Below are 25,261 nucleotides of genomic sequence, written 5' to 3'. Positions count from 1 at the left end.
TGTCACGTGTGAAGGGGATAGGATGAGTCTGCTCGAAATTAATAATCACAAGAAAACGGGGAGGGATTCATAATGGAAATGATATTGAAGACCAAAACTGTCTCTGAGGAACTTGGGGTGAATCCGACAACGGTTCAGCGCTGGGTTAGACATTTCAACATCCAATGTGATAAGAATGAGCATGGTCATTATTTATTCAAACAAGACGACATCGAACAGTTAAGAGAGATAAAATCTCAGCTGGACAATGGATTGTTGATGAGTGATATTCAGATTCAGTCATTTCAGACGGCCGAGAAATCCGTGGAACTGCCAACCCAATTCGAAGAGAAGTTTGACCGGCTGAATGCAGCCATCAGAGCATTAGAGAAAAAGGTTGAAGAGAAAGCCGATGCTGTAGTTTCTTATCAAATGCTGCAGCATGCTTCAGAGCTTGAAGAGCTCATCAAAAAAATGGAGAACATGGAAGCTCGCCTTCAGGATCTGGAGGTAGCACTATTAAAAAACAACTATCCAGAAGAAAAGCTCTATGTGAAGGAAAAGCCGAAAAAGAACTGGTTTGTAAGCCTGTTTACACTATAACGAAAATGAAAAGTGTAAGTCTCTTCATTCTTTGGTACGATATAAAGAATGGAGGGACTTTTTTATGAGCAATTTGTACGAAATGACAACACAGTTAATCATTGATATAAATGAAGCGTTTCATATATATAAAACAGAAACGAAAACAAGGGAAACGGAAGCAGATTTTTACACCGAGGTAAAACCATTCGCTGACCGCATCCATTCCAGAGTTCAAGAGTGGGAGCCTGCAGCACGTGATTGGGTGATCGCGAACAAGCCGAAATATCTTTATCCGATCCAGATCAAGACTGCAGCTGAAAATATTGGTTATCTTGGAGTATATGTGTTTCAAAAAAACATGAAAGACAAACGGATCACAGAAATGGTAAAATCAGTTCTTTATGTTTTGAATCAAATGAAAGAACAATTATCTTCAGACGGTACATAAAATTTCACGTACCGTACACAAAATATATTTTTAAATTAAGGAGCGAGCAAGATGTATCATCCATCGGTTTATGATAATCTAAAGGTTGTGCTTGAAGGTGCCGTATATGATTTAGATTTTGCTGGCGCGATTGAAATTATAGATCGAAAAGATTTAGTAGATCTTGCAGTTGTAGGGAGAAGCTATTCCATAGATTTTTATGTTTCAGGAATCAGCCAGTCTTTTATCGGCAATCTTACGTTAAATACAAATCTTGAAAATTACGCAACTGAAAAACTGAAAGAGAATCCTGAAGGAGCTGGGAGCAAGGTATCTATTTACATCGATGCTCCTGTTTATGAAATTGAAACAGATTGTAAACAGCTTCAATCCATCTTAAAAAAGTGGTCAGAAGGTGATTTAAAAGGGGAAATTCAGCAAAAACTTACCTATATATATGGAGAATCAAGAAACGTATTTAACAACACCATCTCCATACACTTGCAAAAGCCCTTTTCTGAAGAAGAGCCAGAACGATTTTCGATCGTGCTAGAACAAGTTATTGCAACAATAAAAGATATGAATGAATATTTTAAGGGGTATAAAAAATGACAGAGCAGATACATAGTTTTCCGGAATATATCCAAACCGCTTGGAACAAAAGCGGATTCACATCACTGACCGACATACAGGAGCGGGCTATTCCTAAACTTTTAGAGAACAAAGACATTGTTATCGAATCACCAACCGGTACAGGAAAAACATTAGCGTATGTTTTGCCTGCCCTTGCAAAGCTTGATCCAGAAATTAAGAATGCTCAAGCAGTATTTCTTGCGCCTACAAGAGAACTTGCTATGCAGATCTATGATGTGTGCCAAAAGTTTACCGAAAACAGCGGTCTCAGCGGCGCTTCCCTTATTGGGGGAGCAAACATGCAAAGACAGCTAGATAAATTGAAGAAGAAACCTCAATTTATTGTGGGAACTCCAGGACGGGTAAAAGAACTGATACAAAATAAAAAATTAAAGATGCATGAAGTAAAGACGATCGTTATTGACGAGGCCGATCACATTATAGAAGCAGGTTTTAATGGAGATGTGGAACAGGTTATAGCAGCCACATTAAAAGACCGTCAGCTTGTTTTTGTTTCAGCAACAATTAATAAAAAGACAGAAGACTGGTCTAAAAAGTTTGCTGTTGAACCCGCAGTCATTAAAGTTGAAAAACAAGCTGAGGCGAACCAGGTAAAACATACATTCATGGTCTCTGATTACCGTGATAAGGTAGATAATCTTCGTAAACTGATCAGGCATACACCAGGCATTAAAGCAATTGTCTTCATAAACAGTTCCATGAAGATGGATGAATTTGCTTCAAAGCTTGAGTACAAGAAGATAAAACTTGGTGTTTTGGCAGGTAACTCCACCAAACAAGAACGGCAAAAAGTATTGAATGATTTTAAAAAAGGAAAAATCCCGGTTCTTTTAACAACAGATGTTGCAACACGCGGTCTTGATATACCGGATGTTACACATGTCGTTCATTTTGAGCTCCCTGAAGATGTTAAGCAATACGTTCACCGTTCAGGAAGAACAGGCCGTATGGGCAAAGAAGGAACAGTTGTATCACTTGTTACCAAGGCTGAATTATCTTCTATCAAGAAGTGGACAACAAATATGAATGTTCCGCTCCATAAACAGCATCTTGAAAGAGGAAATATTGTGATTGAAGATATTCAAAAGGAAACGGAAAAGAAAAAAGCTGCACCAAATAATGGACAACTACAAAATAGAAAAACGAACGGGATTAAGAAGAAAAGAGATTAAAAAGGATTTATTTTAATGAGTCAAGAAATCATGACAGGTGAATGTTTCTATTCCGAGTATGGCTTCTAAAAAAATAAAAAGCATGCGCCCTATTGGCTGCATGCTTTTTTAGTGGAAGTCGGTTGGAAGTCCCTTATTTTTTGAAAAGCTGTACCCAAGCACCTTGATAATAAGCAACTCCGATTGAGTCATAATTAGTGCTTAAAATGTTTTGGCGGTGACCTGGGCTATTCATCCAATCATTCATAACCGCTTGTGGAGAGGTTTGTCCTTTTGCGATGTTCTCGCCAGCAGCTGTGTAATCGATTCCAAAGCTGCGCATCATATCAAAAGGTGAACCGTATGTTGGTGAATTGTGGTCGAAGTAATTTTTAGCAATCATATCTTTTGCTTTTGCCAAAGCAACGTTGCTTAATTCAGCATCAAGTGTTAATGGGGCAAGGCCAGCTTTTTGACGCTCTTGGTTCACAAGCTGTGATACTTGAGTTGCATATGCACCAACAGAAGGTTGAGTTGGAGCAGGTGCAGGTGCAGCAGGTTTTTGTGCTGCAGCAGCTGGCAGATCTAATACTTGTCCAGGATAAACCCAGTTGATTTGTTTTACTTGCGGGTTTAACTGTTGAATTGCCCATAAACTAACATTTGACGCCGAAGCGATTTTATATAAAGTGTCTCCATATTTAACAGTATATTGTTTTGAAGATGATGGAACATAAAGTGTTTGTCCAGCAAAGATTAATGAACTGCTCAAACGGTTCATTCCGATTACTGTCTTCAAACTAACATTTTTCTTTTGTGCAATACTCCAAAGAGTGTCGTTTTGTTGAACAGTATAAGGTGTTGCTGCATAAGTTGCAGACCCCATCAAAAGAAAAGCTGAAATACTTAAAGAAGCAATTTTTAAACGCATAATATCCCCCGATATCACAGTTCCTCCAACGAATCCCACTAATTAAATATTCACACAATGAAAGCGCTGAAACAACTGGGAATGGCAGAGAATTTTTGTAAATAAATGTATAGTAATAAAGGGAAACTATGTTTATACTAAAATCAAAAAATACAGGGCAGCCTGTATTTTTCTTTATTTCATAATTTGTTATTATATACAGGGTAGTTTTTTAAGAAATAGAAGTAGGTGGAAATATGCAATATCGCGTACTGTTGTACTACAAATATGTAACAATAGATGATCCTGAAACGTTTAAAGAAGAGCACCTCGGCTTTTGTATGGAAATTGGTCTAAAAGGACGAATTCTTGTTGCACAAGAAGGGATTAATGGAACTGTTTCGGGAACGATTGAACAAACGCAAAGATATATGGATTATATGAAAAGTGATCCGAGGTTTAAAGATACTGTATTTAAAATTGAAGCTTCAGAAGGTCATGCATTTAAAAAAATGAAGGTAAGAGTAAGACCTGAACTTGTCCACTTAAGCCTTGAAGATGATGTGAACCCGAACGAAGTAACCGGCAAGCATCTTTCCCCAAAAGAGTGGCTTGAAACTATGCAGCAAGAAGATGTTGTAATCCTTGACGCACGAAACACATATGAGTATGACCTTGGTCATTTCAAAAATGCGATCAGACCTGATGTGGAGACATTTAGAGAACTCCCTCAATGGGTTAGAGAAAACTTCAGCCATTTCAAAGATAAAAAGGTACTCACATATTGTACTGGTGGAATCCGATGCGAAAAGTTCTCAGGTTTCCTGTTAAAAGAGGGCTTTAAAGATGTTTCTCAGCTTGAAGGCGGAATAATAAGCTATGGTTATGACGAAGACGCTAAAGGGAAACTTTGGGATGGTAAGTGTTATGTGTTTGATGAAAGAATCTCTGTTCCCATTAACCGAAGCGGAGAAGAAACAGTTGTCGGCAAATGCTATCATTGCGGGAATCCAGAAGAACGTTATGTGAAATGCGGGAATCCTGATTGTAATGCGCATCTGTTAATGTGTGAGGAATGTGAGAAAGAACATAAACGATCATGCAGCAAAGAATGTCTGGAACATCCCTGGAATCGCTATATAAAAGAACATGAAAGTGAAAGCTCTCCGAACTAGGAGGCTTTTTTTCTCCTATTTATTGGTTTCATCACGTAAAATAAAAATAGGGGGAATGAGAAAGATGAAAAAATTTAATATTTTGATGAGTTTATGTGTTTTCGTTTTTACAGGTTTTATATTTTACGACACTCGCATAATACGGGGTTTTGATGATGCAATAAGGGAATTCGTTCTGAGTTTAAGGAACAGCTCATTAAATGAAATTGTTTTTGTCTTTACATATGCTGGCGATGCGAAAGTTCTGGGATCCCTATGCATTGCTGGTGTGATCGGTTTATTCTTTTCAAGAAAATGGCTGAGCGGTGTTCTGCTTCTTGAAGTATAGGAATATCATATGGTCTGAATCTTGGACTAAAAAGTGCGTTTGGCCGAGAACGCCCCTTAGAAAATCGTTTATTAGAAGAAGACGGATTCAGTTTTCCGAGCGGAAATGCTATGGTAGGAACAACCTTTTACTTGTTTGCAGCGTTTTTACTCTATCAAAGATTCCAAAAGTCATGGATTCTTTGGCTTGGGGTGCTTCTTCCATTTCTCTTAAGCCTTAGCCGTGTTTATGTAGGAGTTCATTACCCTTCAGACATCCTTGCTGGCTTTAGTTTTGGAATGGCACTTTGTTTGGGTTTAATAGTTGTTTATAAATCATTAAACAATAGAGGCACGAAGATTCAAAAGAACAAAAATACTGCTGTATAGATTTTCAATTGGTTTTCTTTTTTGTTATAATTAAGCGTAATGTTTACCGAAAGGGTGCAAAGAAATGCTTCCAATTGTTTTTCCTGAGAATAAACTAGAGTATATTCCTGCTTTTATCACACTCGCTATTTTTACACTCTTCGCTTGGCGGACAGTTGTATTTTTTAAAAAACATTCCGCAAAAGAATTAAAAAGAGCTCAATTAGTAGAAGAAGATTTATTGAGCAAAGAGCCGGCAAACAAGGACATATAACAAAGTTAATTCAGCAACCTACTTGTAAGAAAAAAACTGGGATTCGTCCCGGTTTTTTTTATGTAGACAACACTATCACCATAATGTTACTATTTAGTCACATATTAAATGTTACCAATTGGGCACATGTAAAATAAAGAGAAGGAGGGTGGTATCTAACGAAATGGTTAATCAAGATCTTGTTGACGTATTTAAAGCGTTATCACATCCGATTCGAATTGATATTTTGGACGAATTAACGAAACAGCCGCTTTCTACAGGTGAGATAAGTGAAAAGTATGATGTTTCAAGGTATGCCATCATGAAACATCTTGGTGTACTAGTTGATGCTAACCTCGTACTTATCCGGAGAAAAGGCAGAGTACGTCTTAACTATTTAAATGTGATCCCCCTTCAGGAGCTTTATAACAGATGGGTCAGCAAATATGAAGCAGCAAATGCCAGAGGATTGTTTCAACTAAAAAACTTAGTAGAAGGAAGGGAAGAGGAGAAAATGGAACAAACAACTGAAAGAAAAGTAGATTCATTCCAGATTGAACAGGAGATTGTTATTCAAGCAAAAAAAGAAACAGTATTTACAGCGTTAACGAAAGACATAAATAGCTGGTGGAAGTTTAGACTCGGAGAAGCAAGCTCAACTTTAATTTTTGAACCACATTTGACAGGGCGCTTTTACGAAGACTGGGGTAATGGTGAAGGTGCTTTATGGGGAACGGTTACTTACATGAAAGAGAATGAAGAAATCCGGTTAAATGGGCTGCTTGGTATGAGTGGTGCTGTTAACAGCTTTTATTCCTATAAGTTAACGGAGGAAGATAATAAGACTGTTCTTCAATTGTCACATCATGCTGTTGGAATTATTGAACCACAGTGGGAAGAAACTCACCGCCATGGCTGGAATGAACTTCTTACGGTTCATTTAAAAAATTTTTTAGAAAAGAGATAAGTGCAGATATGGTAAATGTCGTAACAGATATTATAATAAATTGTCCATGTGAAAAGGCAGCTCAGTTTGCAGCTAATCCAGATCATGCTCCAGATTGGTATGTAAACATCAAATCTGCAGAATGGCAAACTGAGAAAACAATAAAGGTTGGTTCTAAAATGGCATTCATTGCAGAGTTTTTAGGAAGAAGACTGGAGTATGTGTACGAGATTGTTGACTATATTCCTGGGCAAAAGCTTGTTATGAAAACGGCTGATGGGCCTTTCCCAATGGAAACAACCTATACTTGGGATTCGATTAATGAAAACCAAACAAAAATGACTTTACGGAATAAAGGTGTTCCATCAGGTTTTTCTAAAATATTTGCTCCATTTATGTCTTTATTGATGAAAAGAGCGAATAAGAAAGATTTAATAAAAATAAAAGGAATCCTTGAAAAATAAAAAGCTTGAGAAGTGAACTCAAGCTTTTTTCCTTTAATTATTTGCGTAGATTCTGTCTACTGCACTTAGATTAACATTTAACCGTATACCTTGTTCATCGCGTAATTTCTTGAAAATTTGAAGAGTAGTGTCAATTTGTTCGTCCGTATGACTTGCTGTAGGGATAATGCGGAACATGAACAAGCCTTTTGGGATAACCGGATACATAACAGCTTGTAAAAACAACCCGTTTTCGCGTAAGTATCTAACCCAATGAAGTCCCATTTGGAGGTCGCCTCCAGGAACATAAACAGAAATGATTGGTGATGGTGTATCCGCAACAAAATATCCTAATTCTCTTAATCCTCTTGATAGCTTTGCTGAAACTTGAAAAAGTCTATGGCGGCGGTCATGACCAGACGCTACAAGTTCTAACGTTTTACGAAGACTTTTGACATAAACCATTGGTAAGCTCTTTGCAAAAATTTGTGTTCGTGCATTGTAATGAATCCAGTCCACAACTTCCTTGCTTGCAGCTGAAACGCCACCGATAGCGGTAAAAGCTTTTGCGAAAGTAGATAAGTATATATCTACTCTGTCTTGAACTCCAAAATGCTCAGCAACACCTTTTCCGCGTGGCCCCATCACTCCGAATCCATGTGCATCATCAACAAACAGACGGGCATCATACTTCTCTTTAAGATCACAAATCGCATCTAGCTTTGCGATATCACCTGTCATTCCATAGACACCTTCCGTAAGAATCAGTACACCGCCTTTACGGTTCTTATTAACGGACTTTAATAACTTTTCAAGGCTGTTCATATCATTATGCCGGAAGACACGCAGGTTTCGCGGATCACTGACAGCAAGTTTCGCTGCGTCTATGATTGAAGCGTGACATAGTTTATCCATGATTACGATATCATCTTTGCCAACAAGGGAGGCGATCGTGCCAATGATACCTAAATAACCAAAGTTAAAAAGGATAGAAGACTCTTTTTCTGCAAATGCAGCAAGTTCTTCTTCCAGTTGCATATGTTCTCTCGTATTTCCGCTTACCATCCTGCAGCCCATTGGACCGCTAACACCCCATTCTGAAGCCGTTTCAACTGCAACTCTCCTAATTTCTGGATGTTCTGCTAAACCTAAATAATTGTTCGTTGCCCACATGATTTTATCTGAACCATTAAATGACATTACGGTTCCTGGAACAGAATCTAATACCGGGGAGACAAAGTAGTGATCGTCAGCAACCCGAAAATCACCGAAATATCCTTCATTCGTCTTACACTTATCAAAAATGTCTATGTACTTCGTTTTTACTTGTGTCATGGTTACCTCCCTTTTTTCCTCAAAATCTTATGATGTTGTTTATTTCGGTAAAATTTTACAATTACCTTCAAAAGATGATAAAAAATTTAAGGGGAATGTCAAATTAAAGAATTGCTAAAAGAAATTCAAATAATCATGTATAATGAAAGCGTTAACAACAATAAAATTTCTATTGTCCTGAATGGAGTGGATCAAATGACAGAACAGAAAAAATTGGACAGCAAAGAGACAGAAAAAGGAATCTATACGGACTTTATCAATCAGATGACTTATGGAGAATACCTTCAGCTTGATCAAATCCTATCGAGCCAGAAAAGGCTTTCCGGACACCATGATGAGATGTTGTTTATCGTCATACATCAGGTAAGCGAACTATGGATGAAATTAATTTTACATGAAACAAGATCTGCTATTTCTTCTATTGAAAATGGCAATCTTCATTCTGCATTTAAAATGCTTGCACGTGTTTCAAAGATTCAGTCGCAGATCATTGAGTCATGGGATGTTTTATCTACCCTCACTCCTGCAGAATACATGGAGTTCAGGGATAAGCTTGGACAAGCATCCGGCTTTCAATCTTATCAATACCGTATGATTGAATTTGCACTTGGCTATAAAACACCGCATATTTTAGAAATTTATAAAAAAGATAAAGATCTATACGAACAGCTCACTGTTGCTCTTCATACACCAAGTCTATACGATGTGTCGATTCAGGCACTGTCAAAAGCCGGCCTGCACATTGATGTTGAAGTATTAAACCGTGATGTTACGAAGCGTTATGAGTACAACAGCTCTGTTGAAGCGGCTTGGCTTGAGGTTTATAAAAATGTGGAAAAGTATTGGGATCTGTATGAGCTTGCAGAAAAATTGGTCGACATTGAAGACTGGCTTCAGCAATGGAGGTTCCGCCATATGAAAACGGTTGAGCGGATTATCGGTTTTAAAGTAGGGACAGGAGGCTCATCAGGAGTCAACTATCTGAAAAAAGTATTAGATCAGCGTTTCTTCCCGGAACTTTGGGATTTAAGAACAAATATATAGGTTAGAAGAGGATGGCAAATCACAGCCATCCCTTTTTTGTACATAAAAATAATATCCGGCTCAATAATAAGGAAAGGAACAATAAGGAGCTAAAAAACATGCCGGAATTGCCAGAGATGGAAACGTATCAAGTATTTTTAAGTCATAACGTACTTAATAAACCTATAACAGATGTGGAGATTAATAGAGAAAAATCAATCAATAAACCTGTAAGTGAATTTATTTTACATGTAAAAGGAAAGACTGTTATCCAAGTAAGAAGAAGAGCAAAGCACCTCATTTTTGAGCTAAGTTCAGGACAATCTCTTTTGCTTCATTTAATGCTAGGAGGATGGATGTTTTTAGGCAATGAAGAAAATGCACCTGACAGGACGAAGCAGGTAATTTTGTCGTTTGGAGATCTTAAGCTTTATTTTATAGGATTAAGGTTAGGGTATCTTCACTTGTTAACGAGCGATGAATTGGATAAAGAGCTTGCAGATCTTGGTCCTGAACCTTTCGAGATGAAATTAGACGATTTTGAAGAACGGATGAATAAGAAAAAGGGAGCATTAAAACCGATTCTGGTGAATCAAAAATTTATGGCTGGCATCGGAAACTGCTACTCAGATGAAATATGCTTTGAAGCACGACTGAATCCCTTTGAAAAAGCCAGTAACCTGAATGAAGAACAAACTAAATCCTTGTTTTCAGCAATTAAGCCTGTGTTAACAAAGGCAATTGAAGCAGGCGGCTACATGGACAATCCAATGTACGAAGGGGATAAGAAAACAGGCGGCTTTAATGATAATATGCTCGTTTATGAAAGAGAAGGAAAAAATTGTTTTCGCTGCGGAACTAAAATTGAAAGAGTAGAAAGCTCATCCACCAAATCATTTTTTTGTCCGAATTGCCAGAAATCATGTTAGGTTTGACTTGAATCAGGGATAGTAAAAGATTGATCTCCTTTATTTCAAGATTGGAGAGTTTTTATTTGTTCACATTAAACAATTTACTATGGTTATTATCAACCCCAGAAACATAATCAGAAAATGTGGTTCCTTTTATAAAATAATGACCTTCATAATGTTAGATTGTAAGTTTTGCAAATAGTTTGTTGAGAAGAAGTGTTTCATCATCAGATAAGAGGCGTTGTACATCTGAAATAACCTCTTGTCTCTTTTTTTCTAATCGTTTGTATTCTCGGAGTCCGTATTTTGTTAAGGAAACATGAACTTTCCGTCTATCGGAATCCGAATATCCCCGGTAGACAAGATTTTTTTTCACCAAACGTTCGATCAAAACTGAAGCTGAAGCAGGACTTGTGTCCAGGCTATTTCCTAGGTCGGTGACAGTTTGTATCTCCGGTTTAGATATATAAGTTAGTGCTTCGATCTGAAAAAGGCTTAGATTCTCATCTTGTGTGAAAGACTGCTCGATTGTTTTAGCAAATCGTATGATTTTGTCTATTTCTAATAAAGTTTTTACAAGCATCTCTTTTCACCTCTTTGCCTAGATATATTTTAATCTTTAAAAGTTCTATAACTGTACTTTGAACTCCTTTAATTACCAGTATTAATTTACTGGTAAATTAATACAGAGTAAATTTAGCCATAAGAAAAGCACCTCCAAATTTTAGACTGTGTCTAAAATTTGGGGTGCAGTTCATTTGTAAGAGCTATTTTTAAATTAATCTTCAGAGGGGAATATGGTCTGGTAACACATTCTTCGTAAATTTATCTTGAAATATGAAGGTCTTTATCTAAAAAGTATATACATTCCACAAAAGACGAAAGGTACCTCAATAGATATTCCTCATCAAAGTTCAGCCTTCCATTCACCTGATGTTTAGGTTAACTTAGGACATGATTGAAAACCAATGTATTTTCCTAGTCATTGAAAAGAAGACATATGTATTAAATTGCTCTCATAACAAACGCTACAAGGCGCCATGCCCCATCTCCTAGTTCACTTGTGATTTCAAGATCAATTTCTTTTCCTGTACTACCTCCATCTAGTTCAAAGCTCAACCATTTAAATTGACCAGGGTCTAATGCATAGCCAGCCTCGGCTAATAGTTTGTTATCTGAACGTATAATAGTGTTTGCTGAACCATAAACGGAATCACCAGTCAGGAAGTACACTTTTTGGATCCCAGCTGGTACGTTTACTCTAAAAATAGTAAGCTCTTCCCGTGAAGCTATTAAATCTCGCTGTAATGCATCAGCATTGCCTCTATCTCTAGCAAATGGTGCCGCACCAACCCATCCGTATCCTTTTGCGGCGTCCCATGTATCTTCAGGAACCAATCTCTTGTAAGTAGGAAAGATTGGCGTCGTGCTGCTTCCACCGTCTAAGGCAAGCTGAACATTTTCGCCTGATAATGCTGATACCACTTGAATGTCTCGTGGAGGACCATAAACGGCCGTTTCTCCTGCATCCACTTCTACACGAAGTCTTTCTGCTGCAGGCATTTCTGCGGGAGGAGTTACCATCACATCAAATACAGCCTCGTCAGATGGTTCAAGTACTTTTGTGACGCTCTCACACTTCCATCCAGTTGGAACAGGAATTCTCACGGCGACTTCTACTTGCTTTGTTGTACCATTACTTAATGTTACTTTAACAGGGCTCGGCTGTCCTGCCATCATCGTATCAGCTGAAATTCCAGAAATGTCTATACCACCAATTCTGATAGCTCCCGCTTTTCCGTTTTTAACGGTAAAAGAAGCAAGAGTAACAGCAACAGCTTCTGGATTACTCGGAGAAGACACAACGCGATAATCCGATTCCCACGATTTATGGGTGACATGGCATTTCACATACCCGCGGTAATCTCCGTCAAAAAATTTAACATGCTGATTAACCGAAAGGGCAGCTTCAATTTGGTTTTTCCATCCGCATCCTGAACTGATTGACGTTCCGACAAATTCTGTTGCCAAGGTTTTAGAGCTAGGGTCGTTGAAATCTTCCTTTAGATCGTTTACCCAGCTTGAGTGCCAGTCACCGCTCAGAACAACCGGGTTGGATGGATTGTATTTTTTTATAAAAGAAAATAGTCGGTCTCGATCTGCAGAATAGCCATCCCATTGGTCATGATTCACGCTAATTCCTTCACCTGGGTCATAGTCGTACTGTGCCATCATGGTCTGCTGTGCGATCACGTTCCATCTAGAACGTGAATCCCGAAGATTCTTCAAGAGCCACTCCGCTTGCTCAGATCCCACTAGCGTTCGATTAGGATTTGACGCCTCAGGATCAAGCGGTCCACCCGGAAAACCAGTTCCTACTTGATTATCCCGGTATTGCCGAGTATCTAAAATACTAAATTCGATTAAGCTGCCAAACGTAAACTTGCGGTAGAGAAGCATGTCTGGGCCGTTCGGCTTGGACCTGCGTCTTAGTGGCATATGTTCATAATAGGCTTGAAAAGCGGCCGCACGAACGGCAAGGAATCGTTCACGCTCACCTTCTGGATAATTCGGATCAGAAATATCATCAGACCAATCATTATCTACTTCGTGGTCATCAAATGTAACAATAAACGGGAACTTTGCATGTGCAGCCTGCAAATCCTGTGATGTTTTATATTGTGCATGAAGCAGGCGATAATCAGTAAGCGTTTCTGTATCTCCCTTTTCATATATGTAATCTCCTAAATGGAATACAAAATCAAGGTCCTCTTCGACCATATTGTGATATGCAGCAAAACGACCACCTGTCCATGCCTGGCACGATGCAATGCCGAACGTGAGACTCTTAACATCAGCATCACGCTCAGGTGCTGTTTTTGTTTTTCCAACTGGACTGATTTCATTACCGGCCTTGAACCGGTAATAGTACTCTTTTCCTGGTTTTAACCCATAGACTTCTGCATGAACGGAATGTCCAAGCTCAGGTGCTGCTATCTCTTTACCAGAGAGGACGATTTTATTGAACGCTTCATCATAGGCTAATTCCCACTGAACAGGAATGTACTTATTTTCCATACCTCCTTTTCCATCCTCTGCAAGCGGGTTTGGAGCAATTCTTGTCCAAAGGACTACGCTATCTGGAAGCGGATCACCAGATGCGACACCAAGTGTAAAAGGATAACCTGTAAAGACCGGAGCCGCTTCGATATCTTCAGTTTGACTAATTGTAGGAATAGATAATCCGATCGCAGTTGCTGCAGCAGATTTTCCCGTTGTTTTAAGAAAGTTCCTTCTATCCATTTTCTCAAGGTTAAACTCTTTTAACCATTTATCAAATCCCAACATAACTCACTCCTTAATAAATTTTTTTAAGATAACAACATAGATTCTATGAGATGAAAATAAATTCTTTGTTACAGCTGGATAAAGAATTGTAAAAGTGAAATAAAGGATGTGATAGAGGACTTACATTCAGGGGTATATTAGACAGGGAAGAGAGTTATAGTTACTCCTAATGCATGCCTAAAAAACTTGAAGACCTCATATACCCATCTAACATGGGACAATGAGGTCTTCAAACACTTGTTTAATGGAGAACAAAAGGAGATGAAATTATTTCGACTTACTCTAATGACTTAGATAGCTATAAGAGTATATGACGAGAACTATATACATAGAACCCTGGTATGAAAACAATGCGGATCTTTTTAAAAGACAGACAACGCAAGTAGACTTTTAGTCTCAATCCATAATGAATAAAAAGGATCAAGTAAGGGTTTTCCTATTTTGAGGAACGGAAATATATGAAAAGGAATAGATTACCTATATAAGTGGTATAGACAACTAGTTGTGTGGATGTTAGTATAGTTTCGAATAATGAAAGGATGAACGATCATGATAACGCTTATAAAAGATGTTCAGCTATTTTTACCGGATCAAACCATTGATAGTGGATTCATTCTTATAAAGGATGGAGTCATCGAAGACATCGGCCATTCCAAGGATTGCCCACCGATTGAGGAAACATTCAAATTGATCCAGCTCACACCGGATCAAGCCGTTATCCCGGGATTCATCGATCTTCATATTCATGGTTCAAGCGGTGCCGATACGATGGATGCAACAGAAGAGGCATTAAACACAATTGCCACAGCACTTCCGAAAGAAGGGACGACCTCTTTCCTGGCTACGACAATGACGACTCATAAAAATGATATAAAAAAAGCGTTAATTAATGTAGCCGAATATGTAGAAAAGCAAAATCACCGGGGAAAAGCAGAGGTGCTTGGTGTTCATCTGGAAGGGCCCTTTATTTCGCCAAAGAGAATAGGTGCACAGCATCCTGATTTTGTGTCAAGCCCGAGTGTTGATCTGTTCAAAGAATGGCAGCATATGGCAACAGGGAATATTAAGTTAGTTACATTAGCACCTGAACAGCCAGGCGGAATGGAATTGGTAAGCTATCTAAAAGATGAAGGTGTTGTGAGTTCGATCGGCCACTCTGATGCAACCTATGAACAGGTGGCCCAAGCAATTGAAGCTGGACTTTCTCATGCGACTCACCTCTATAACCAGATGAGACCAATCCATCACAGAGAACCAGGCGTAGTAGGAGCCGTATTCTTACGGGATGAGATCATGAGCGAGATCATTGCTGACGGCGTTCATTCCCGGCCTGAGATGGTCCGGCTGGCTTATCGAAACAAGGGAAAGGATGGCCTAATCTTGATCACGGATGCGATGAGAGCCCAGTGCTTAGGAAACGGGCAATATGATCTTGGCGGACAGATGGTTACAGTTACCGGCAAGACCGCAGAGCTTGAGGACGGCACTCTCGCGGGAAGTATCCTTACTTTACAGGAAGCCGTAAAGAATATGATGGCTTTTACTCAATGTGGAATCAGGGAAATTATTCAGATGACAAGCGTCAATCCTGCGAAACAACTAAACGTTTTTGACAGAAAAGGCAGCATTGAAAAAGGAAAAGACGCGGATCTGATCATTTGGGGCAAAGAAGAGATCGAAATGACGTTCTGTCGAGGAGAAGTGGCTTATCAACGATAGGAGGCGGAATCAGTGAAAATCATTAAAGTCAACAATTATGAAGAGTTGAGCAAAAAAGCAGCAGGATTAATTGTGGAAACAATCAACCATAAACCGGACGCTGTAATCGGAATGGCGACGGGTAGTACGGCAGAAGGCACGTATGAATACCTGGTGAAGGCTTATCAGAATAAAGAGGTTAGCTTTGCACAGGCAATCTCAGTCAATCTCGATGAATATGTGGGTATAAGCCCGAAAAATGAACAGAGCTATCATGCTTATATGGACCAGCATTTGTTCGATCACATTGATATGCCTGCTGAAAATCATTTCATCCCAAATGGAAAGGCAGAAGATCTGATGGGTGAATGTGATAGGTATGAAAAGCGGATTGAGGAGCTTGGCGGCGTGGACCTTCAGCTTGTTGGACTCGGCCATAACGGCCATATCGGCTTCAATGAACCCGGTACGTCCTTTGAGTCAAAAACCCAAATTGTGGATCTCGCTGAATCGACGAGAAAAGCGAACGCCAGATTTTTCGAAGTCATGGAAGAAGTGCCTGACCAAGCCATCACGATGGGAATCGCAACGATCTTAAAAAGCAAGAGAATTCTTTTGCTTGTCTCTGGCAAGGGGAAGGCCGAGATCTTAAAAAAGCTGCTTGAATCTGAACAGACAGAGTCGATCCCGGCTACAGCACTTAAGGGGCATAACGACGTGACGATCATCGCGGACGCAGATGCACTTTCTTTATACGAACAGAAGAAAAACAGGGAGCTGAAAAGCTGTGTTTAATGTTGACAAAGACTCCCTCCTGCCGATCTATTATCAGATCGAAGAAGGGTTAAAGAGCCTGATTTCTTCTGGAGAGCTACAGCCGGGAGAGGTGATTCCGTCCGAACGCGAACTGTGTGACCGTTATGACGTGAGCCGCATGACGGTCCGGCAGGCGATTAACAATCTGGTCAATGAAGGCTATTTAGTCAGAAAAAGAGGAAAAGGCACATTTGTAGGAATGGCAAAAATCGAGCAGGGCCTTAAAGGGTTAACGAGTTTTACAGAGGATATGAAGGTAAGGGGAATGAACCCGACATCGATTCTGCTCGATTTCAGAGAGATCAAAGCTACTCCTGCACTTTCTACTAAACTGAACATCCATGAAAATGAATGGTTGATCGAGATGCAGCGGATCCGTTTGGCAGACGATATTCCAATGGCTTATGAAAGTGTCTATTTGCCAAAGGAGCTCGTTCCTGACCTGACAAAAGAAATCGCATCTAAATCACTCTACGACTATATCGAAAAAGAGAAGAAGCTCTCGATCACACATGCGGATCAGACGCTAGAAGCAGCCGTTGCCAAAGAGAAGGAAGCGGGTATCCTGCAGATTAAAGAAGGGGCACCTGTTCTGTTGATTGAAAGGACAACCTATCTGGAAACGGGAAAGCCGCTTGAATTCGTCCGTTCCTTCTATCGCGGAGACCGCTATAAATTCAAGATCGAGTTGGTGAGATCATGAAACCGGTGAAGCAAACAGAAGCTGTTAACCCCAGAACACTAGACATCGACGAACGCCCGACACATGAGATGATCTCTCTGATGCTAAAAGAAGATGAACAGATCGTGTCGGGAATTGCGTCAGCGATACCATCCATTGCAGCTGCGATCGACCAGATCTACAATCGATGGTTACGTGGAGGCAGAGTCTTTGTAGTTGGTGCAGGTACGAGCGGCCGGATCGGGATGCTGGATGCTGTTGAACTGGGACCTACTTTTTCAGTAGACCCTAACCGGTGGATCGCTATTATCGCAGGCGGTAAGGAAGCGATGTACCAACCCCTGGAAGAGAATGAAGACGATGAAAAGAAAGTCAGAGAAGAGTTGAAGGGATACAACATCACGGATGATGACGCTTTAATCGGCATCACAGCAAGCGGAAGTACACCGTTCGTCATGTCTGCTATACGGTATGGCAACGAAAAACAAGCATTGACAATATCTATTTCCAATAACGAAAAAACAGACGTTTCCTCGATCAGCCATATTGGGATTGAAGCCGTTGCAGGACCAGAAGTCATCAGGGGCTCCACTCGGTTAAAAGCGGGAACGACTCAGAAAATGATACTGAACATGATCTCGAACGGCGTGATGATCAAGGCTGGGAAGGTCTATCAGAATGAGATGGTGGATATGAAGCTGATCAACAAAAAGCTGGAATATCGAGCGGTCAGTATAATCGGAAAGCTGGCTGGAATCGATGAACAGAAAGCTCAGCTTCTTTTGAACGACAATGAGAACAACCTGAAACACGCTCTATTCGTATCACTCACCGAGGGCACGAAAGAGGAAGCCGTTTCTTATTTGGCACAGGCAGACCAACATTTAAAAAAAGCAATTCAATTGTTTTATGAAAATCAGAAGTAGAAGGAGTTTTTAACATGTTAGGATTCTTACAACGTATCGGTAAAGCACTGATGCTGCCAATCGCCGTTCTGCCGGCAGCAGCCTTATTGCTTCGCCTCGGACAAAAAGATCTGTTAGATATTCCATTTATTGCTGCAGCAGGAGACGCCATCTTTGCGAACCTGGCTCTATTGTTTGCCATTGGAATTGCCATCGGACTCGCAAAAGACAATAACGGTGCAGCCGGGTTAGCCGGTGCGATCGGTTATCTTGTATTGACAAAAGGAACGGTCGCGATCGATAAAGATATCAATATGGCGATCCTTGGAGGAATCATCGCCGGGATTGTGGCTGGAATTTTATACAACCGCTTTCATGACATCAAGCTTCCGGAGTGGCTGGGATTCTTTGCAGGTAGACGTTTCGTACCGATCATTACATCACTGGTTATGCTGATTCTTGCTGGAGCGTTCGGATACATCTGGCCTCCGATCCAAGAAGGAATCAACAACCTAGGACAATGGATAACAGGAGCTGGAGCAGTTGGAGCAGGAATCTACGGATTCTTAAACCGTATGTTGATTCCGCTGGGGCTGCACCACGTGTTAAACAGCTTAGTATGGTTCGTATTTGGAGAGTACAACGGGGCAACGGGTGACCTGAACCGATTCTTCGCTGGTGATCCAAATGCCGGAACATTTATGACTGGTTTCTTCCCGGTGATGATGTTTGGGATTCCAGCTGCGGCTGTCGCGATGATTGCGGCTGCTAAAAAGGATAAAAGAAAAACCGTTACAGGGATGCTGATCGGTCTAGGATTCACCTCATTCCTAACAGGTATAACAGAACCGATCGAGTTTCTGTTCATGTTCATCGCGCCCGTGCTTTATGGGATTCATGCGGTATTAACCGGTATTTCCTTGGCGCTTACAACAGCACTTGGAATCCATCACGGATTCGGATTCTCGGCAGGAGCACTCGATTATTTCCTTAACTTTGGAATCGCCCAGAAACCAGGATTATTAGCAGTAGTTGGATTTGCATATGCTATTATATATTTCGTTATTTTCTACTTCGTGATCAAGAAGTTTGATATAAAAACACCTGGCCGTGAAGATGATTCTGCAGAGATAACAACTGATGCTAACGAAGACCAGAAAGACGGACTAGCTTCTCAATATCTGAATGCGTTAGGCGGAAAAGAGAACCTCCTCAACATCGACAACTGTGTGACACGTCTTCGTCTGAAAGTAAAAGATACGAAAGAAGTAGATGAAGCTCAGCTGAAGCGATTAGGAGCAAGAGGCATCATCAAGCTGAACAGCACTGATCTTCAAGTGGTCGTGGGGACACAGGTAGAGAGTTTGGCGAATGATTTAAAGAAATTATAAATTGATAAATAAAAGGAGAGAACCCATATGTGACGGGTTCTTTTTTTCTTCAAGAAGGAGATATGCTCTTTTTATTGAAGTAAAGGGCACAAGTTTGAAATAAGATATATATTCTTTTTATAAATCGAGCCCTATTCTTGATAGAGAAGGGAGTACCCTTTACTAAAATTAAAGTTTAAATAGAAGGTTATTGAGACAGTAGATAAGAATCTGTACTTTATACTGTAAGTAGATTACATATGGATAGGGGGAATTTAACATGAAGGTTATTGGTCTTATGGGTGGAATGAGTTGGGAATCTTCTGTTGAGTATTATCGAATTATTAACGAAGATGTAAAAAGGAGATTAGGGGGATTACATTCTGCGAAATGCCTTTTATACAGCGTTGACTTTGCAGAAATTGAGCGTTATCAGTCAGATGATGATTGGAAACAAGCAGGTGAAGCATTGGGGGATGTTGCACATTCTTTAGAAAAAGGAGGTGCGGATTTCCTGGTTATTTGTACCAATACCATGCATAAGGTAATAGGTGAAATACAGAAAAAAATTAGCATACCAATTTTACATATTGCAGATGCAACAGCTCATCAAATTAAAGAACAAGGAATAAACTCTGTGGGATTACTTGGTACAAGATATACAATGGAGCAAGATTTTTATAAATCACGTTTAGAGTCTAATGATATCAAGGTAATGGTACCAAAAGATGAGGAACGAGAAATTGTAAATATGATTATTTACGAAGAGTTATGTTTAGGTAAGGTTCAAGCAGCATCAAGGGATTTTTATAAGAAGGTTATCCATGGACTAATCAGAGATGGAGCTGAAGGAATTATATTAGGTTGTACAGAAATTGGATTATTGATCAAACCTGAGGATGTTAATGTTCCGCTTTTTGACACAACAAATATACATGCTCTTGAAGCAGTAAATATTTCTTTAAAGAAGTAGATATGTGCTAATTAAACCCTGTGCTATGTTTTTCAATTGTCTATAAAAGGAGACACAGAAATGGAGTATAGGATCGAGAATGTAAATTTTGAATTAAGAGTTATAGGTAAAAGTAAGCCAGTAAAAACAAACAGCGCATTTAAGAGTATTCCTACACTCTGGAGTAAAGCCAAAAAAGAGGGGTTTATGCAAGAATTAATAGATAGGTCTTGGGAGAACCCGAAGTGCTTACTCGAAGGAATATTAGGTGTATGTGGAAATGAAGCAGCCATTACTGATGAAGAATTCAATTATTTTATGGGTGTACGGTATGATGGGAACCTCCTGAAGAGATGGAAACTCTGATTATTCCGCCAAGTATTGAACTTGCGAATTTACCATGTATTGAATGTTATTATGGACCAGGGCATAAACCCCGGCATGAATTATGGGTACCCATTATTACTAAATAAATCTTCGGTAAACAGGTGCATTTTGAATTAAAGGGTTCTTTTCTCCAAGATTCATTTGTCAACGAACCCTTATATATTAAAGAAAAATCGCAACGAATTACGCTGCGATTTTTGTATGTGTTAATTAGGCTGTTAATTGATATTTTCTTCGTAAATAAACAGTCAAGTTAGGGCTCTTTATGTAGTATGAAATTAAACGAAAGAGTTAATATGTTTCACCATGATCATAATTTAATTGCCAATGAATGCCGAATTTATCTGTAACTTGGCCGTAAAGCTTGCTCCAGAACGTTTCCTGAAGTTCCATCACGACTTTTCCGCCTTCTTTTAATCCTTCGTATATAGATTTTATTTGATCGATGTCTTTATTAACAATGGCAAGGGTTACGTTGTTTCCTTCTACAAACGGCGTGCCCGGAAATGTATCTGAAAACATAACATTGCTTCCATCAATGTTTAAACGGGTGTGCATAACTAGATCTTTCGCCTCTTCTGGAAGTTCGTAATTTGGGTTAGGCGGTGCTTCTCTAAACGTCATTATCTGCGGTTTTTCTGTCTTAAATACTTCTGCGTAAAATTCTACAGCTTCACGGCAATTCCCATTGAAATTAAGGTAAACATCTACTGACATTGCTTTCACTCCTCATTTAATTTTACTAACGTCTGATTCCATAATATTTTACCATTGACTTGTACAATATCTCCATAAGTCGAATGGAATATTAGGAAAAAAGAAAAAAAACATGATTAGACTTGGACATTACGAGGAAGTCCTTGTTTCTTTACGAACAAATATTCGTTAAAATAGAGAATGAGGTGAGAACCATGTTTCGAAAAAAATCCATTCAGCAAGTTATGGAAGTTTTGCGTGAGCCTGACATATCCAAACAAATTGTACATTGGAAGACGATAGAACCACGAGAAGCGATTTCCGTTCCTCTTCCAGATTCCTTGCATCCTACTATTCAATCTGCTCTTCAAAAAAGAGGGATTTCTTCATTATATATACATCAGTTATCAGCTTATGAGGCAGCATTGCGACAAGAGAGCTTTGTAGCCGTTACACCGACTGCTTCGGGCAAGACGCTTTGTTACAACTTGCCTGTTTTACAGGAGATTGCTAACAATCCGGAAGCAAGAGCCCTATATCTTTTTCCGACAAAAGCACTTGCTCAAGATCAAAAATCAGAGATCAATGAACTGATTGATGAGATGGGATTAGATATTAAAAGCTATACGTATGATGGCGATACCCCGGCTAATATTCGTCAAGTTGTAAGAAAGGCTGGAAACATCGTTATGACGAATCCAGATATGCTGCATGCCGCTGTATTGCCGCATCATACGAAATGGGTAGCTTTATTTGAGAGCTTAAAGTATGTGGTCATTGATGAACTTCATACATATAGAGGCGTTTTTGGCAGTCATGTCGCGAATGTTATCAGGCGTTTACAGCGAATTTGTAATTTTTATGGAAGCGATCCTATTTTTATTTGCACTTCTGCAACAATTGCTAATCCAAAGGAGCTGGCTGAGCAGCTTACTGGGAACCCTGTGACGTTGATTGATAACAATGGTGCACCAGCTGGTCGGAAGCATTTCTTATTTTATAATCCGCCTGTCGTTAATAAGCCTCTTAACGTAAGACGAAGTGCAACACTTGAAGCTCGTAATTTAGCTAGGCTCTTTTTAGAGAATCACATTCAGACCATTGTTTTTGCAAGAAGCCGTGTAAGGGTGGAGATTCTGCTTACATACTTGCAGGAGCTTGTGAAAAAAGAATTTGGAACAAAGTCGATTCAAGGTTATAGAGGCGGCTATCTTCCTAAACAGCGGCGTGCAATCGAAAAAGGCCTTCGAAACGGCGAGATTATGGGTGTTGTGTCAACAAACGCACTTGAACTGGGTGTTGATATCGGTCAATTGCATGCTTGTATCTTAACGGGATATCCTGGTTCGATCGCAAGTGCCTGGCAGCAGGCTGGCCGGGCAGGCCGGCGCCAGGATGAAAGTGTGGTCATCATGGTCGCATCTTCATCACCACTCGATCAGTATGTGATTCAAAACCCTGATTACTTTTTTGAGCGGTCTCCAGAATCTGCGCGAATGAATCCTGATAATCTGATCATTTTAGTGGACCATTTAAAATGTGCTGCTTATGAACTGCCGTTTCAGGAAAATGAAAAGTTTGGAAATCAAGAAATAGAAGATGTCCTAGAGTTTTTAGTCGATGAACAAGTCCTTCATAAAAGAGGGAAGCATTTCTACTGGATGAACGATTCGTTTCCCGCACACAACGTTAGCCTGCGTTCAGCATCCCAGGAAAACGTCGTAATTATCGATCAATCTAATGTGGCAGATGTTAAAGTAATCGGGGAGATGGATCGTTTCAGTTCCATGACCCTACTCCATGAAGAAGCCATCTATCTGCATCAAGGGACTCAATATCAAGTTGAGAAACTGGATTATGAGGAAAAGAAGGCATACGTCCGTGAAGTAGATGTTGATTATTTTACCGATGCAAACCTTGCCGTTTCGTTAAATGTATTAGAAGTGGATAAAGAAGCAAAAAGTGAGCAAAATGCGAGAGCATATGGTGATGTTATGGTGGTTGCAAAAACGACGATCTTTAAGAAAATCAAATTTGAAACACATGATAACATCGGTTCAGGACCTATCCATTTACCTGAAGAAGAACTTCATACGTCCGCAACCTGGCTGACTTTTCATTATGAAAATCTTTCAGAGGAAAAATTAGAAGCGGGATTATTGGGTATTGCACACGTTTTACGTCATGTTGCACCGCTTTTTGTTATGTGTGATGCGAATGACCTGCATGTTGTTCCTCAAGTAAAAGCAGTCCACAATCAGCAGCCGACGATTTTTATTTACGATCGTTACCCGGGTGGTATTGGATTAAGCGAAAAGGTTTATGGTTCCTGGGATACAGTTTTAGATCAGGCACTTTCTATGATTGAAAAATGTCCTTGTGAAAAAGGATGCCCTTCTTGTACAGGAACACTGGAAGAAGGCAACAACAGTAAAGCATTAGCTGTAAAATTAATTGCTCAAATTAAAGGAGTGCCACATCATGTCGATTCAAAATAAATTGAAACGGCTAAAAAAGCATATGGTGAATCCTGTTTCGACAGAAGCAGTTCCTCCTCAGTCGACAACTCAAAAGGAATACGACAAAACCATCGATCATGCTGAATATTGGGAGAAGCTCGGAGCTGTTCCTTACTTTTTCGAAGATGATTATTGCATTATCCGGAAAGTGGAATATCCGCTTGATCAAATGTGGGGAAGGTACCGGTTTTCAGAAGTCAGGGATGCTGTTTCAAGATGGCAGGATGTAAAAGCTGATCATCCGCTTCATGCAAAAGATCTTGATGCATCACAGCTGTTTTTCTTTGATACAGAAACGACAGGCTTAAGCGGAGGTGCCGGAAATACGATCTTTATGCTTGGGATGAGTCAGATCAAAGAGGATCATGTCCTTGTTAATCAGTTCTTCTTGCCCGGTCCAGGTTCTGAAGTAGCGTTATACCATTACTTTTTAAATCATGTAAAAGAACTGCGCAACCTTGTGACGTATAACGGTAAATCATTCGACTGGCCTCAGGTTAAGACTCGTCATACATTAATTCGTGATTATGTTCCTTCCTTACCGGAGTTTGGCCATTTTGATCTTTTGCATGGAGCTAGACGGTTATGGAAAGATTCTCTGCCAGCAGTCAAACTTTCAGTAGTGGAAAAAGAAATCCTTGGAGTGAACAGAATCCATGATACTCCCGGTTATTTAGCACCTATGCTTTATTTCCAATATTGCAAGGAGGGAAATCCATCTTTGCTAGAAGGCGTTTTTCAGCATAACGAGTGGGATGTATTATCTTTAATAACGCTTTATACGCATATGTCACGCGTCATTCAGGGTAATGGCCTCCGTACGGAAAGAGAGATCTTTGAAGCTGCTCGCTGGTTTGAATCTCTTAATGAACATGAGCGTGCCATTTCATTTTATAATGAAGTACTTCAAACAGGATCCTCACTTCATTATCAGTCTAAGAAATCTTTATCATTGCTTTATAAAAAACATAATCAAATAAATACAGCCGTCCAATATTGGCACGAACTGATTAAGGAAAACGATCTGGACGAAGAACCTGCGATCGAACTCTCTAAATACTACGAGCATTCCATAAAGGATTATGAAAAAGCATTATATTACGCAGTTAAAGCCCACACGATTTGGAAGGGCAAAAAAAGACTGCTGAAGAGGAAAGAAGAGCAGGAAAGACAGATATTTGCAAAAAGAATCGAACGATTGGAACAGCGAATCATCCAATATTCGTAAAAATTCGTCAAATTTATGAATTTATTCAAAATATCTCTTCTCAATCGTCCGTGTTTTTTGTAGAATAAGAGAGGACATGAAAATGTTCCTGAGAAAATAAATTTCCCCTCTATTTTATTCCCCGGGTAAGCGCAAAATACGCCAAAATACCTGATGTTTCAACGTGTTTTTCGTCAATAATCTTTTTGTTTCG

Annotated in this window: 25 protein-coding genes and 1 pseudogene; 21 read left to right on the top strand and 5 right to left on the bottom strand. The window is 39.6% G+C overall.

What is annotated here, in order from left to right; translation table 11 throughout:
• The first annotated feature begins 72 nt into the window (after nt 1–72).
• From M3196_RS02095 to M3196_RS02080, 4 genes are all read left to right on the top strand, one after another.
• The gene (locus tag M3196_RS02095) at nt 73–582 is read left to right on the top strand and encodes a MerR family transcriptional regulator (protein ID WP_251320596.1); all 510 of its coding nucleotides are present in this window, start codon (nt 73–75) and stop codon (nt 580–582) included.
• A 64-nt stretch (nt 583–646) separates the two neighbouring features.
• A complete protein-coding gene (locus tag M3196_RS02090; RefSeq protein ID WP_251320595.1) occupies nt 647–1,012 on the top strand; it encodes a YppE family protein in 366 nt (121 codons plus the stop codon).
• Between the two features lie 51 nt (nt 1,013–1,063).
• The gene (locus tag M3196_RS02085; protein WP_251320594.1) at nt 1,064–1,603 is read left to right on the top strand and encodes a hypothetical protein; all 540 of its coding nucleotides are present in this window, start codon (nt 1,064–1,066) and stop codon (nt 1,601–1,603) included.
• A complete protein-coding gene (locus tag M3196_RS02080; protein ID WP_251320593.1) occupies nt 1,600–2,817 on the top strand; it encodes a DEAD/DEAH box helicase in 1,218 nt (405 codons plus the stop codon). Before M3196_RS02085 ends, M3196_RS02080 begins: the two co-directional genes overlap by 4 nt.
• 133 nt (nt 2,818–2,950) lie before the next feature.
• Here the strand turns inward: M3196_RS02080 and M3196_RS02075 are convergent, their stop codons facing one another.
• On the bottom strand, nt 2,951–3,727 hold the full coding sequence (locus M3196_RS02075; RefSeq protein WP_251320592.1) for a LysM peptidoglycan-binding domain-containing protein: 777 nt from the start codon (nt 3,725–3,727) through the stop codon (nt 2,951–2,953).
• 236 nt (nt 3,728–3,963) lie between these two features.
• On the opposite strand from M3196_RS02075, the gene M3196_RS02070 reads away from it, so the two are divergent.
• From M3196_RS02070 to M3196_RS02045, 6 genes are all read left to right on the top strand, one after another.
• Nucleotides 3,964–4,881, top strand: coding sequence for a rhodanese-related sulfurtransferase (locus M3196_RS02070; RefSeq protein WP_251320591.1), 918 nt, complete (start codon nt 3,964–3,966; stop codon nt 4,879–4,881).
• A 64-nt stretch (nt 4,882–4,945) separates the two neighbouring features.
• Nucleotides 4,946–5,209, top strand: coding sequence for a hypothetical protein (locus M3196_RS02065; protein WP_251320590.1), 264 nt, complete (start codon nt 4,946–4,948; stop codon nt 5,207–5,209).
• A complete protein-coding gene (locus M3196_RS02060) occupies nt 5,206–5,577 on the top strand; it encodes a phosphatase PAP2 family protein (protein WP_338082935.1) in 372 nt (123 codons plus the stop codon). The genes M3196_RS02065 and M3196_RS02060 overlap by 4 nt, the downstream gene beginning before the upstream one ends.
• Nucleotides 5,578–5,641: 64 nt before the next feature.
• Nucleotides 5,642–5,830 (top strand): hypothetical protein, encoded by a 189-nt coding sequence (locus M3196_RS02055; RefSeq protein WP_251320589.1) that lies wholly within the window; start codon nt 5,642–5,644, stop codon nt 5,828–5,830.
• Between the two features lie 163 nt (nt 5,831–5,993).
• On the top strand, nt 5,994–6,776 hold the full coding sequence (locus M3196_RS02050) for a metalloregulator ArsR/SmtB family transcription factor (RefSeq protein WP_251320588.1): 783 nt from the start codon (nt 5,994–5,996) through the stop codon (nt 6,774–6,776).
• A gap of 8 nt (nt 6,777–6,784) precedes the next feature.
• A complete protein-coding gene (locus tag M3196_RS02045; RefSeq protein WP_251320587.1) occupies nt 6,785–7,219 on the top strand; it encodes an SRPBCC family protein in 435 nt (144 codons plus the stop codon).
• Between the two features lie 33 nt (nt 7,220–7,252).
• Here M3196_RS02045 and M3196_RS02040 read toward each other — a convergent pair whose 3' ends face one another.
• A complete protein-coding gene (locus tag M3196_RS02040) occupies nt 7,253–8,533 on the bottom strand; it encodes an aminotransferase class I/II-fold pyridoxal phosphate-dependent enzyme (RefSeq protein ID WP_251320586.1) in 1,281 nt (426 codons plus the stop codon).
• Between the two features lie 195 nt (nt 8,534–8,728).
• Between M3196_RS02040 and kynA the strand changes: the two genes are divergently transcribed.
• The gene (gene kynA, locus M3196_RS02035; protein WP_251320585.1) at nt 8,729–9,577 is read left to right on the top strand and encodes a tryptophan 2,3-dioxygenase; all 849 of its coding nucleotides are present in this window, start codon (nt 8,729–8,731) and stop codon (nt 9,575–9,577) included.
• Between the two features lie 98 nt (nt 9,578–9,675).
• Nucleotides 9,676–10,485, top strand: coding sequence for a DNA-formamidopyrimidine glycosylase (gene mutM, locus M3196_RS02030; RefSeq protein WP_251320584.1), 810 nt, complete (start codon nt 9,676–9,678; stop codon nt 10,483–10,485).
• A gap of 160 nt (nt 10,486–10,645) precedes the next feature.
• Here the strand turns inward: mutM and M3196_RS02025 are convergent, their stop codons facing one another.
• Nucleotides 10,646–11,050: a MarR family winged helix-turn-helix transcriptional regulator gene (locus tag M3196_RS02025; RefSeq protein WP_251320583.1), complete on the bottom strand. Its 405-nt coding sequence runs from the start codon at nt 11,048–11,050 to the stop codon at nt 10,646–10,648.
• A gap of 422 nt (nt 11,051–11,472) precedes the next feature.
• Nucleotides 11,473–13,815: an alkaline phosphatase D family protein gene (locus tag M3196_RS02020; RefSeq protein WP_251320582.1), complete on the bottom strand. Its 2,343-nt coding sequence runs from the start codon at nt 13,813–13,815 to the stop codon at nt 11,473–11,475.
• Nucleotides 13,816–14,364: 549 nt separating this feature from the next.
• Here M3196_RS02020 and nagA point away from each other — a divergent pair.
• From nagA to M3196_RS01985, 7 genes and pseudogenes are all read left to right on the top strand, one after another.
• On the top strand, nt 14,365–15,534 hold the full coding sequence (gene nagA / locus M3196_RS02015; protein ID WP_251320581.1) for an N-acetylglucosamine-6-phosphate deacetylase: 1,170 nt from the start codon (nt 14,365–14,367) through the stop codon (nt 15,532–15,534).
• Nucleotides 15,535–15,546: 12 nt separating this feature from the next.
• Nucleotides 15,547–16,308 carry a glucosamine-6-phosphate deaminase gene (gene nagB, locus M3196_RS02010; protein ID WP_251320580.1) on the top strand — a complete coding sequence of 254 codons (762 nt, stop codon included), beginning with the start codon at nt 15,547–15,549 and terminating at the stop codon, nt 16,306–16,308.
• Nucleotides 16,301–17,032: a GntR family transcriptional regulator gene (locus tag M3196_RS02005; protein WP_251320579.1), complete on the top strand. Its 732-nt coding sequence runs from the start codon at nt 16,301–16,303 to the stop codon at nt 17,030–17,032. The genes nagB and M3196_RS02005 overlap by 8 nt, the downstream gene beginning before the upstream one ends.
• Complete coding sequence (murQ, locus tag M3196_RS02000; RefSeq protein ID WP_251320578.1) at nt 17,029–17,937, top strand: N-acetylmuramic acid 6-phosphate etherase; 909 nt, start codon at nt 17,029–17,031, stop codon at nt 17,935–17,937. The genes M3196_RS02005 and murQ overlap by 4 nt, the downstream gene beginning before the upstream one ends.
• A gap of 14 nt (nt 17,938–17,951) precedes the next feature.
• Complete coding sequence (gene nagE / locus M3196_RS01995) at nt 17,952–19,307, top strand: N-acetylglucosamine-specific PTS transporter subunit IIBC (RefSeq protein ID WP_251320577.1); 1,356 nt, start codon at nt 17,952–17,954, stop codon at nt 19,305–19,307.
• A 259-nt stretch (nt 19,308–19,566) separates the two neighbouring features.
• Nucleotides 19,567–20,259 carry an aspartate/glutamate racemase family protein gene (locus M3196_RS01990; protein WP_251320576.1) on the top strand — a complete coding sequence of 231 codons (693 nt, stop codon included), beginning with the start codon at nt 19,567–19,569 and terminating at the stop codon, nt 20,257–20,259.
• A 30-nt stretch (nt 20,260–20,289) separates the two neighbouring features.
• Nucleotides 20,290–20,711 (top strand): annotated as a pseudogene (locus M3196_RS01985) (GyrI-like domain-containing protein); the annotation flags it as partial.
• Nucleotides 20,712–20,916: 205 nt separating this feature from the next.
• Here the strand turns inward: M3196_RS01985 and M3196_RS01980 are convergent.
• Nucleotides 20,917–21,342: a VOC family protein gene (locus tag M3196_RS01980; RefSeq protein ID WP_251320575.1), complete on the bottom strand. Its 426-nt coding sequence runs from the start codon at nt 21,340–21,342 to the stop codon at nt 20,917–20,919.
• A 194-nt stretch (nt 21,343–21,536) separates the two neighbouring features.
• Here M3196_RS01980 and M3196_RS01975 point away from each other — a divergent pair, with 194 nt between their 5' ends.
• Both M3196_RS01975 and M3196_RS01970 read left to right on the top strand, forming a co-directional pair.
• The gene (locus M3196_RS01975) at nt 21,537–23,819 is read left to right on the top strand and encodes a DEAD/DEAH box helicase (RefSeq protein WP_251320574.1); all 2,283 of its coding nucleotides are present in this window, start codon (nt 21,537–21,539) and stop codon (nt 23,817–23,819) included.
• Nucleotides 23,803–25,068, top strand: a complete 1,266-nt coding sequence (locus M3196_RS01970) for a ribonuclease H-like domain-containing protein (RefSeq protein ID WP_251320573.1) — start codon at nt 23,803–23,805, stop codon at nt 25,066–25,068. The genes M3196_RS01975 and M3196_RS01970 overlap by 17 nt, the downstream gene beginning before the upstream one ends.
• Nucleotides 25,069–25,261 lie beyond the last annotated feature (193 nt).

This window comes from Fictibacillus nanhaiensis (genome assembly GCF_023715445.1).
Lineage (GTDB): Bacteria > Bacillota > Bacilli > Bacillales > Fictibacillaceae > Fictibacillus > Fictibacillus nanhaiensis_D.
This window is presented reverse-complemented; position numbering and strand designations above follow the sequence as displayed.